The 12924-nt window shown below is 70.4% G+C and carries 1 protein-coding gene (running past one end of the window); it reads right to left on the bottom strand.

Annotated features, from left to right (window positions below; all coding sequences use genetic code 11):
• A protein-coding gene (locus tag OG866_RS24055) for a non-ribosomal peptide synthetase (protein WP_329337686.1) crosses the window boundary here: on the bottom strand, positions 1-12924 show its 5' portion. The gene continues 15720 nt to the left of window position 1, outside the view; 12924 of the gene's 28644 nt are visible here — the first part of the coding sequence; the start codon lies at positions 12922-12924; the stop codon falls past the left edge of the window.

Here is a 12924-nt window from a genome sequence, read left to right as displayed (position 1 = left end):
CAGCACCCACTCCGACTCCGAGACCTTCAACAGCGTGGTCCGCCAGGGCAGTTCGCCTCGTACGTCGAAGCCCCGCCCGGCCTCCTCCCGCATGGCGTCACGCCACCGCTCGCCGGCCTCGACGACCTGGAGCACAGAACGCCCCTCGGCACCCTCACGGATCTCCTGATACGGCACGCCCTCCACGTCCGGGAAGACCGTCCGCAGACTCTCGTGACGATCAGCAACGTCAGCCAAGGCGGCCTGTAGCGACTCGACATCGAGGCTGCCGGTCAGCCGCAACGCGAAGGGCATGTTGTAGGCGGAAGCGCTGGTCTCGTCCATGCGGTTGAGGAACCACATCCGCTGCTGGGCGAACGACAACGGCACCCGCTCAGGCCGCTCCCGCCTCGCCAGCGCCACATCGGTCGACGCCCCGGCCCCCTCGACCAGCCGCGCGACACCCGCCACCGTCGGCTCCGCGAACACCTCACGAACCCCGACCGACACCTCCAGCACCGACCTGATCCGGGCGATCAGCCGCATCACCAGCAGCGAATCACCACCCAGCTCGAAGAAGCTCTCCTCCGCCCCCACCCGCTCCAGATCCAGCACCTCGGCGAACAGGGCCGCAAGCGCCTCCTCGGTCGGGGTCGACGGCGCACGAGAGGCTCCCGCACCCAAGTCCGGCACCGGCAAGGCCTCACGGTTGACCTTGCCGTTCACGGTCAACGGGAACGCGTCGAGCACGACGACCACCGACGGCACCAGGTAATCCGGCACACGCGTGGCAGCGAAGGCGCGCAGAGCGGTCGCGTCCACGTCGGCGCTCGAACCCGTCACGACGTAGCTGATGAGGCGGCCGTCCCGCACCAACGCCACCGCCTGCTCAACCCCCGGATGCGCGGCAAGAACAGCCTCCACCTCACCCAGCTCCACCCGGAACCCGCGGATCTTCACCTGCTCATCCACACGCCCCAAAAACTCCAACTGCCCATCCGCACGCCACCGCACCACATCACCCGTGCGATACATCCGCCCGCCACCCTCACCGAACGGACACGCCACAAACCGCCCCGACGTCAGACCAGCACGCCCCGCATACCCACGCGCCAGCCCAACCCCCGACACATACAACTCACCCCGCACACCCACCGGCACCGGCTGCAAAAACCCATCCAGCACAAACGCCCCCGCATTCCGCAACGGACGCCCCACCGGCACCACACCCGAACCACCACCCGCACCCGGCTCCAACGGCAAACTCATCGCCGCACACACCGTCACCTCAGTCGGCCCATACGCATTCACCATCCGCCGACCCACCGACCACCGATCCACCAACCCCGGCGCACACACCTCCCCCGCCACCACCAACGTCTCCAACCCCGCCGGCAACACCCCCTCCTCCACCGCCAACACCCCAGGCGGCACCGTCACATGCGACGCCCCCGACCGCACCAACGCCTCACCCAACGACACCCGCGGCGGCAACGCCCCAGCCCCCGCAACCACCAACACCCCACCCGCACCAAACGCCATACACAACTCCGACACCGCCGCATCAAAACTCAACGACGCAAACTGCAACACCCGCGAACCCACACCCACCGCAAACCGCTCAACCTGCGCACCCGCCAAATTCACCAACCCCGCATGCGACACCACCACACCCTTCGGCCGCCCCGTCGAACCCGAGGTGTAGATGATGTAGGCGAGCTGATCAGGGACGATGTCGGGCAGTGCGGACGAGTCGCCGTCCAGCTCGTCGAGCAGGACCGTCTCCACGCCGTCGGCCAGCCGGTCGGCGGTCTCGGGTGCGACCAGGACGAGTTCGGCGTCGCTGTCGGCGACCATGTAGGCCAGCCGGTCCGACGGATACTGCGGGTCCAGCGGGACGTACGCCCCACCGGCCTTCCACACCGCCAGGATCGCGACGATCGCATCCAGCCCCCGCGGCATGCACAGCCCCACCCGGGACTCCCGGCCCACACCACGCGCCACCAGTCCGCGCGCCAACGCGTCGGAACGCGCGTTCAGTTCGGCGTACGACAGCGTCTTGTCCTCGGAGCACAGGGCGTCCGCCTCAGGCGTCCGCGCCACCCACCCCTGGAACAGCTCCAGCACCGTCGCGGCTTCGACCTCGCTCACGGGCCCGTTCCACTGCTCGACGACCGTGGACCTCTCCCCCGGTTCCAGCACCTCTACGGCGCTCAGCCGCAGCTGCGGATCGGCGGCAACCTGCTCCAGCACCCGCACCAGCCGGCCGGCCAGCCCACGGACCGTCCCCTCGTCGAACAGATCGGCCGCGTAGAGGATCCCGCCACGCAGACCACCGGCGGCCCCGCCCTCCGACCGGCGCTCGCTCAGCGTCAGGGAGAGATCGAAGCGAGCCGGGGGATCCGCCAGAGGCGCGATCTGCTCGACCGCCAGCCCTTCGAGATCCCAGAGGGCCTCGGGCACGTTCTGAAGCGCCAACAGGACCTGGAACAGTGGGTTACGGGCGGCGGAACGGGCCGGATTCAGCTCATCCACCAGCCGCTCGAAGGGCACGTCCTGGTTCGCGTACGCCGCGAGGTCGGACTCGCGCACCCGCGCCAGCAGCTCACCGAACGTGGGGTTCCCCGAAGCATCGGACCGCAGAACGAGCGTGTTGACGAAGAAGCCGGCCAGCTCCTCCAACTGCGCATCCGGCCGTCCGGCAACCGGCGTACCGATGCAGACGTCCTCCCCGGCCCCCATCCGGGCCAGCAGCACAGCCAACGCCGCGTGCACGACCATGAACATGGTCGCCCCGCCCTGCGCGGCCAGCTCCACCAACCGGGCATGCGTCCCCGCGTCCACCTCCATCGGAACCGACCCACTCCGGAACGACGGCACCGCCGACCGCGGACGATCGAAGGGCAGCACCGTCTCCTGCGGTGCCCCGTCCAACTCTTGCCGCCAGAAAGCGACCTGCCCCGACGCGGCACTGTCCGGGTCGTCCAGCTCGCCCAGCGCCTCGCGCTGCCACAGCGCGTAATCCGCGTACTGGACAGGAAGCAGCTCCCGCTCCGGTGCCTGACCGTTCAACCGCGACCGGTACGCCGTTTGCAGGTCACCGGCGAGCACGCCCATCGACCAGGCGTCGGTGGCGATGTGGTGGGCCACCAGCAGCAGCACCCACTCCGCCTCCGAGACCCTGAGCAGCGAGGTACGCCACGGCAACTCGACCGCGAGATCGAACCCGCGCTCGGCCTCGCCCTGAATGACCTCACGCCACCGCTCGCCGGCCTCGACGACCTGGAGCACAGGACGCCCCTCGGCACCCTCACGGATCTCCTGATACGGCACGCCCTCCACGTCCGGGAAGACCGTCCGCAGACTCTCGTGACGATCGGCGACATCCCACAGCGCCGCCTGCAACACCTGGACATCCAGGCTGCCGGTCAGCCGCAGGGCGAACGGGAGGTTGTAGGCAGCGGCGCCCTCAGCGCCCTCCCCGTCCATCCGGTTGAGGAACCACATCCGCTGCTGGGCGAACGACAACGGCACCCGCTCAGGCCGCTCCCCACGCCCCAACACCACCACACCCGCCGACGCCCCAGCACCCTCGACCAGCCGCGCGACACCCGCCACCGTCGGCTCCGCGAACACCTCACGAACCCCGACCGACACCTCCAGCACCGACCTGATCCGGGCGATCAGCCGCATCACCAGCAGCGAATCACCACCCAGCTCGAAGAAACTCTCCTCCGCCCCCACCCGCTCCAGCCCCAGCACCTCGGCGAACAGAACCGCAAGCGCCACCTCGGCCGGAGTCACCGGCTCACGCGAAGCACCCGCCCCCAGATCCGGCACCGGCAAGGCCTCACGGTTGACCTTGCCGTTCACGGTCAGCGGGAACGCGTCGAGCACGACGACCACCGACGGCACCATGTACTCCGGCAACCGGGTCGCCGCATACGCCCGTACGTCCTCATCGTCCGCGCCACCGACGACGTACCCGATCAGACGGCCATCCCGTACGACGGCCACCGCCCGCTCGACCTGCGGGTGAGCGGCGAGGACGGCCTCGACCTCGCCCAGCTCGACCCGGAACCCACGGATCTTCACCTGCGCATCCGCACGCCCCACGAACTCCAACAGCCCGTCCGCCGTCCACCGAGCCAGGTCACCAGAGCGATACATCCGCCCCCCGCCCTCACCGAACGGGCACGCCACAAACCGCTCCGCCGTCAGGTCGGTGCGGTTGACGTAGCCGCGCGCCAAGCCGTCCCCAGCGATGTACAGCTCACCCGTCACACCGACCGGGACAGGACGCAGATACGCGTCGAGCACATACGTACGGGCGTTACCCAGGGGACGACCGATCGCGGGCGGAGCGTCCTCACCCGTGATGCCGTCTTCCAGCAGCACGGCGGTAGTGATCACAGTGGCCTCGGTGGGGCCGTAGGTGTTCCAAACCCGGGCGCCTGCAAGCCACTTGGCCGCCAGGCCGGCTTCCAGGCGCTCGGCGCCCAGGACCCAGTTCCCGACCCCGGACACCGCCTCCGGCTCCAGCACGTTCAGCAGCGACGGCACCACGCTCGCCACCGTCACGCCGGCCGCCTCCACCATGGCCGCCAAGGCAGCCGGATCCTGGCGCTCCTCGGACGAAGCGATCGCCAGCGTGCCCCCGCCGGCCAGCGTGACCGCAACATCCAGCACCGCCGCGTCGAAGCTGAAGGACGCGAACTGCAACGCCGTGACGCCAGGTTCAACGCCGAGAACGGGACGCATCACGGACGCCAGATTGGCCACCGAGGCATGCGCGACGGCCACACCCTTGGGACGCCCGGTCGACCCCGACGTATAGATGACGTACGCCAGTTGCTCGGATCCGACCTCCGGCAGCACGCCGGAATCGGTCGCCAACTCATCCAGCAGAACACCCGCGGACACGCGACCGGCCGTCTCCTCCGAGACCAGCACCAGCTCGGCCCCGCTGTCGGCGACCATGTAGGCCAGCCGGTCGGAGGGGTACTCGGGGTCCAGCGGGACGTACGCCCCACCGGCCTTCCACACCCCCAACATCGCCACGACCATCTCGGCACCACGCGGCAGGCACAGCCCCACCCGGGACTCCGCCCGCACTCCACGCGCCACCAGCCCACGCGCCAACGCATCCGACCGGGCATCCACCTCGGCATACGACAGCGCACGCCCCCCGGACCACAGCGCAACCGCCCCGGGCTCCCTGGCCACACTGGCGCGGAACCGCTCCACCACCGAACCGGACTCAAGCGCCTCAGCCGTGGCGTTCCACTCCTCGACGACCGCCGCCAGCTCGGACTCCTCCAGCAGATCCAGAGCGCTCAGCCGCACCTCCGGATCGGCCGCGACCTGCTCCAGCACCCGCACCAGCCGCCCGGCCAGCCCACGAACCGTCCCCTCATCGAAGAGATCGGCCGCGTAGAGAATCCCGCCATCCAGACCGGCCGGGACACCCTGGCCGGACCACTGCTCGCTGAGGCCCACCGAGAGGTCGAAACGGGCGGGAGCCATCTGCGGCGGGATCTGCTCGACAGTCAGTCCCTCAAGCTCCCACCGCGCCTCGGGCACGTTCTGGAGCGCCAGCATCACCTGGAACAGCGGATTCCGGGCCGCGGAGCGGGCCGGGTTCAGCTCATCCACCAGCCGCTCGAACGGCACGTCCTGATGCGCGTACGCCGACACATCAGCCTCACGCACGCGACGCAACACCTCGACGAACGACGGGTCCCCTGCCACATCCGAGCGCAGGACCAGCGTGTTGACGAAGAAGCCGGCCAGCTCCTCCAACTGCGCATCCGGCCGCCCGGCGACCGGCGTGCCGACGCACATGTCCTCCCCGGCCCCCATCCGGGCCAGCAGCACAGCCAACGCCGCGTGCACGACCATGAACATGGTCGCCCCGCCCTGCGCGGCCAGCTCCACCAACCGGGCATGCGTCCCCGCATCCACCCCGACCGGAACCGACCCACTCCGGAACGTCGGCACCGCCGACCGCGGACGGTCGAACGGAAGGGCCGTCTCCTGCGGCGCGCCCTCCAGCGCCCGCCGCCAGAAGGCGACCTGATCCGCTCCCGCACTGTCCGGGTCATCCAGCTCACCCAGTACCTCGCGCTGCCACAGCGCGTAATCCGCGTACTGGACAGGGAGCAGGCCCCAGCCCGGGTCCTCCCCGGCGAGTCGGGTCCGATAGGCGTCCCGGAGATCGCCTGCTATCACGCCCATCGACCATGCGTCGGTGGCGATGTGGTGGGCCACCAGCAGCAGGACCCACTCCGCCTCGGAGACCTTCAACAGCGTGGTACGCCAGGGCAGTTCGGCCCCGACGTCGAAGCCACGCCCGATCTCAGCCTCCACAAGCTCGCGCCACCGCTCACCCGCCTCGACCACAACCAGCTCCGGACGACTGTCCGCCCCCACCAGCACCCGCTGATACGGCACGCCCTCGATGTCCGGGAAGACCGTGCGCAGACTCTCGTGCCGGTCGGCGATGTCGCCCAACGCCGCAGCCAGCGCGGCAGCGTCCAGCCGCCCGTTCAGACGCAGCACCAGCGGCAGGTTGTAGACGGCGCCCGCACTCTCCGCACCGACCTCTTCCAAGTGGTTGAGGAACCACATGCGCTGCTGAGCGAACGACAACGGCACCCGCTCGGGCCGCTCCCGACGCGCCAACACCACCACGCCCGCCGACGCCCCGGCACTCTCGACCAGCCTCGCGATACCGGCCACGGTCGGCTCCGCGAACACCTCACGGACCCCGACCGACACCTCCAGCACCGACCTGATCCGGGCGATCAGCCGCATCACCAGCAACGAATCACCGCCGAGCTCGAAGAAGCTCTCCTCCGCCCCGACGCTCTCCACGCCGAGCAACTCGGCGAACAGCCCGCACAGCGCCTCCTCCGTCGCCGTCACCGGCCCACGGGAAGCGCCGGCACTCAGCTCCGGCACCGGCAGCACACCCCGGTCCACCTTGCCGTTCACGGTCAGGGGCAGCACGTCCAGCACCAGCACGGCAGCCGGGACCATGTAGTCCGGCAGCCGGGTCGCCGCATGAGCCCGTACCGCGTCCTCGTCCACATCGCCGACGACGTAGCCGACCAGACGGCCATCCCGTACGACGGCCACCGCCTGGTCGACCTGCGGGTGGGCGGCGAGGACGGCCTCGACCTCACCGAGTTCGACCCGGAAGCCACGGATCTTGACCTGCTCGTCGGCACGGCCGACGAAGGCCAGCTGAGCGTCGGCGGTCCAGCGGGCCAGGTCACCGGTGCGGTACATCCGGCCGCCGTCCTCATCGAACGGGCAGGCGATGAAGCGTTCCGCGGTCAGGTCCGGGCGGTTGATGTAACCGCGCGCCAAGCCGTCTCCGGCGATGTACAGCTCACCTGTGACCCCGACAGGGACCGGGCGGAGGAACGTGTCGAGCACGTAGGTGCGGACGTTGCCCAGGGGGCGACCGATCGCCGGCGGGGCGTCCTCACCGGTGATGCCCTCCTCCAGGAGCACTGCGGTGGTGATCACGGTCGCCTCGGTCGGCCCGTACGTGTTCCACAGCCGCGCGCCCTCACGCCACTTCGCCGCCAGCCCGGCCTCCAGGCGCTCAGCACCCAGCACCCAGTTCCCGACCCCGGCAACAGCACCCGGCTCCAACGCCCCGAGAAGCGAAGGCACCACACTCGCGACCGTCACGCCGGCGTCCTGAAGCATTCCGGCCAGGGCAGCGGGGTCCAGCCGCTCCTCGGACGAGGCGATCGCCAACGTGCCCCCGCCAGCCAGCGTGACCGCAACATCCAGCACCGCCGCGTCGAAACTGAACGACGCGAACTGCAACGCCGTAACGCCAGGTTCGACGCCCAGGACGGGCCGCATCACCGAGGCAAGGTTGGCCACGGAAGCATGCGCGACGGCCACACCCTTCGGCCGCCCGGTCGACCCCGACGTATAGATCACATAGGCGAGTTGGACGCCGGTGACATCCGGCAGGAGACCGGAGTCACTCACCACCTCATCCAGCAGCACACCCGCAGCCACACGACCGGCCGTCTCCTCCGAGACCAGCACCACCCCGGCCCCACTGTCCGCGACCATGAACGCCAACCGGTCAGACGGGTACTCCGGGTCAAGGGGCACATACGCCCCACCGGCCTTCCACACCGCCAGAACGGCGATGACCATCTCCGCACCACGCGGCAGACACAGCCCCACCCGGGACTCCGCCTCCACCCCACGCGCCACCAACCCACGCGCAAGCGCATCCGACTGCGCGTCCACCTCGGCATACGACAACGCACGCCCCCCGGACCACAGCGCAACCGCCCCCGGCTCCCTGACCACGCTGGCGCGGAACCGCTCCACCACCGAACCCGGCTCAAGCACCTGCCCCGTGGCATTCCACTCCCCCACCACCAGGGCCCGCTCAAACTCACCGAGCAGATCCAGATCGCTCAGCCGCACCTCCGGATCGGCCGCGACCTGCTCCAGCACCCGCACCAGCCGCCCAGCCAGCCCGCGAACCGTCCGCTCATCGAACAGATCGGCCGCGTAGAGAATCCCCCCGCCCAGCCCGGCCGGGGCACCGCTCTCGTTCCACTGCTCGCTGAGGTCCACCGCCAAGTCGAAACGGGCTGCCGGATCCTCCACCGGCGGAACCTGCTCCACCCACAGCCCCTGCAACTCCCACCGGGCCTCGGGCACGTTCTGAAGCGCCAGCATCACCTGGAACAGCGGATTCCGGGCCGCGGAACGCGCCGGGTTCAGCTCATCCACCAGCCGCTCGAACGGCACGTCCTGATGCGCGTACGCCGACAGATCAGCCTCGCGCACCCGTGCCAGCAGCTCACCGAACGTGGGGTTCCCCGAAGCATCGGACCGCAGGACCAGCGTGTTGACGAAGAACCCGGCCAGCCCCTCCAACTGCGCATCCGGCCGCCCGGCGACCGGGGTGCCGACGCAGACGTCCTCGCCCGCCCCCATCCGGGCCAGCAGCAGTGCCAGCGCCGCGTGCACGACCATGAACATGGTCGCCCCGCCCTGCGCGGCCAGCTCCACCAACTGGGCATGCGTCCCCGCATCCACCCCGACCGGAACCGACCCACTACGGAACGTCGGCACCGCCCCTCGCGGACGGTCGAACGGCAGCGCAGTCTCCTGCCGCACCCCCTCCAACGCCCGCCGCCAGAACGCGACCTGGGCCGCCCCCGCACTGTCCGGGTCCTCCAGCTCACCCAGCACCTCGCGCTGCCACAGCGCGTAATCCGAGTACTGGACAGGAAGCAGCTCCCAGCCCGGAGTCTCCCCGGAGAGCCGAGCTCCGTAGGCAACCTGAAGGTCGCCCGCCAGCACACCCATCGACCAGGCATCCGTGACGATGTGATGAGCGACCAGGAGCAGCACCCACTCCGACTCCGAGACCTTCAACAGGCTGGTCCGCCAAGGCAGTTCAGCTGCCAGATCGAATCCGCGCCCGGCCTCCTCCTGCAGGGCGTCACGCCACCGTTCGCCGGCCTCGACCACCTGGAGCACAGGACGCCCCTCGACACCCTCACGGATCTCCTGATACGGCACGCCCTCCACGTCCGGGAAGACCGTGCGCAGACTCTCGTGACGTTCAGCGACGTCACCCAACGCCGCATCCAGCGCGGCCACGTCCAGTCGCCCCGACAGCCGAAGGGCGAAAGGCATGTTGTAGGCAGCGGCGCCCTCAGTACCCGCCCCGTCCATGCGGTTGAGGAACCACATCCGCTGCTGGGCGAACGACAACGGCATCCGCTCAGGCCGCTCCCGCCTCGCCAGCGCCACATCGGTCGACGCCCCGGCCCCCTCGACCAGCCGCGCGACACCCGCCACGGTCGGCTCCGCGAACACTTCACGAACCCCGACCGACACGCCCAACGCCGACCTGATCCGGGCGATCAGCCGCATCACCAGCAGCGAATCACCGCCCAGCTCGAAGAAGCTCTCCTCCGCCCCCACCCGCTCCAGATCCAGCACCTCGGCGAACAGGGCCGCAAGCGCCTCCTCGGTCGGGGTCGACGGCGCACGAGAGGCTCCCGCACCCAGGTCCGGCACCGGCAAGGCGGCCCGGTCCACCTTGCCGTTCACCGTCAGCGGGAAGGCGTCCAGGACGACGACCACCGACGGCACCATGTACTCGGGCAACCGGGTACCGGCATACGTCCGCAGCTCCGCTCCGTCCGCACCCTCCGTATCGCCGACGACGTAGCTGATGAGGCGGCCGTCCCGGACCAACGCCACCGCCTGCTCAACCCCCGGATGCGCGGCAAGAACAGCCTCCACCTCACCCAGCTCCACCCGGAACCCGCGGATCTTCACCTGCTCATCCACACGCCCCAAAAACTCCAACTGCCCATCCGCACGCCACCGCACCACATCACCCGTGCGATACATCCGCCCGCCACCCTCACCGAACGGACACGCCACAAACCGCTCCGATGTCAGACCAGCACGCCCCGCATACCCACGCGCCAGCCCAACCCCCGACACATACAACTCACCCCGCACACCCACCGGCACCGGCTGCAAAAACGCATCCAGCACAAACGCCCCCGCATTCCGCAACGGACGCCCCACCGGCACCACACCCGAACCACCACCCGCACCCGGCTCCAACGGCAAACTCATCGCCGCACACACCGTCACCTCAGTCGGCCCATACGCATTCACCATCCGCCGACCCACCGACCACCGATCCACCAACCCCGGCGCACACACCTCCCCCGCCACCACCAACGTCTCCAACCCCGCCGGCAACACCCCCTCCTCCACCGCCAACACCCCAGGCGGCACCGTCACATGCGAAGCCCCCGACCGCACCAACGCCTCACCCAACGACACCCGCGGCGGCAACGCCCCAGCCCCCGCAACCACCAACACCCCACCCGCACCAAACGCCATACACAACTCCGACACCGCCGCATCAAAACTCAACGACGCAAACTGCAACACCCGCGAACCCACACCCACCGCAAACCGCTCAACCTGCGCACCCGCCAAATTCACCAACCCCGCATGCGACACCACCACACCCTTCGGCCGCCCCGTCGAACCCGAGGTGTGGATGACGTAGGCGGCGTTGGCGGGGCGCAGCGGAGCTGTGCGTTCGGGGTCGGTCACCGGGCCGGGTGCCTGGCGTGCCACCGCTGCCGCGACCTGCGGGTCGTCGAGGGCGATCGCCCGGTCCCGGGCGGCCTGCGGCAGCAGCGCGCGGCCGGCCTCGGTGCAGAGGACCGCGACCGGGTCGGCGTCCTCCAGGACGAGGGCGAGCCGGTCGGCGGGGTGCCCGGGGTCGAGGGGGACAAAGGCGCCGCCGGCCATGGAGACGGCGAGGAGTGCGACGACGGTGTCCGCCGACCGTTCGGCGACCACGGCGACCCGGCGCTCGGGCCCCACTCCCAGGGTGATCAGGTGCCGGGCGAGGCGGCCCGCCTCGTCCTGCAATTCGGCGTAGCCGTACGTCCGGTCGTCCGAGTCCAGGGCCATCGCGTCCGGTGTCCGTCGCACCTGCCCGGCGAGGAGTTCGGGCAGTGTCCCGGTGGGCGCCTCGGGCTGGATGTCCTGCCAGTCCCGAGTGACGCGGGTCAGTTCGCCGCCGGTCAGCAGGCCGAGGCGGGCCAGCGGTGTCCGCGGGTCGGCCACGAAGCCTTCGAGTACCTGCTGGAGCGCGCCGAGCACCTGTTCGGCGAGGGCCCGGTCGAACAGGTCGGTGCGGTGGTCGAGTTGCAGCTCCAGTCGCTCGCCCGGCCCGACGATCAGACCGAGAGGGTAGTGGCTGGCGTCCCTCGTCCGGCCGTCGAGCCGGATGGTGAGGGCATCGGGGCCGTCCGGCGCCGCGTCCGCCGGGCGCGGGTAGTTCTCGTACACGACGAGTGTGTCGAACTCGGCGCCGGGTCCGGTGAGTTGCCGGATCTCGGTGAGGCCGAGGTGCTGGTGGCCCAGGAGGGCGACCTGGCGCGCTTGCAGGATACGCAGCAGGTCGGCGACGGACTGGCCGCCGGCCAGCTCGACCCGTACCGGCAGGGTGTTGATGAACAGGCCGATGAGCGAGTCGGCGCCCGGCAGGTCCGTGGGGCGGCCGGCGACCGTGGTGCCGAACACCACGTCCTGGCGTCCGGACAGCCGGGCGAGGACCAGGGCCCACGCGCCCTGCACCACCGTGGCCATGGTGACCCCGTGGTCACGGGCCAGTGTTTCCAGCGCTCGGGTCAGTTCCGCGCTGCATTCGACGGTCAGCGCCTCCGGCCGCAGCGGTGTCCGGGCGGGGTCGGCCGGGGCGACGAGGGTCGGTTCGTCCGCCCCCGCCAGTTCCGCGCGCCACGCGTTCCGTGCCGCCTCCCGGTCCTGGCGGCCCAGCCAGGCCAGGTAATCCTTGTAGGAGCGGACCGGGGGCAGCGCCCCGGCCTCGCCTCCGGCCCGGTACAGCGTCGACAGTTCGTCGACCAGGATCGGCAACGACCAGCCGTCCAGCACGATGTGATGGGTCGTCATGACCAGACGGTGGCGTCGCCCGCCGAGGCGGATCAGCAGCAGCCGCAGCAGCGGACCCCGCGCGAGATCGAAGCCGGCCGACAGTTCGGCCTCGGAGAGCCGGGCCGCCTCGGCCTCCGCCTCCTCCTGCGCCAGGCCGCTCAAGTCGGCTTCCCGCCAGGGGAGTTCCGCGTGGCGGGCGACCACCTGTACCGCCTGGCCCGACCTGCGCCGGCGGAAGCCGGCCCGCAGCGCGCCGTGCCGGGTGATCAGACTCTCCCAGGAGCGGCGGAGCCGGTCGACGTCCAGCGGCCCGTCGAGGGCGAGGGCCCGCTGCCCCGCGTACACGTCGGACGCCCCGTCCCCGAAGGCCGCGTGGAACAGCAGTCCCTCCTGAAGGGGCGACAGCGGCCAGATGTCCTCGATGGCGTTCCGAGTCCGGGTCAT

Origin of the sequence: Streptomyces sp. NBC_00663, assembly GCF_036226885.1 — a bacterium.
GTDB lineage: Bacteria > Actinomycetota > Actinomycetes > Streptomycetales > Streptomycetaceae > Streptomyces.
Note: the sequence above shows the minus strand (reverse complement) of the source record. Positions and strands in the feature narration are given on the sequence as shown.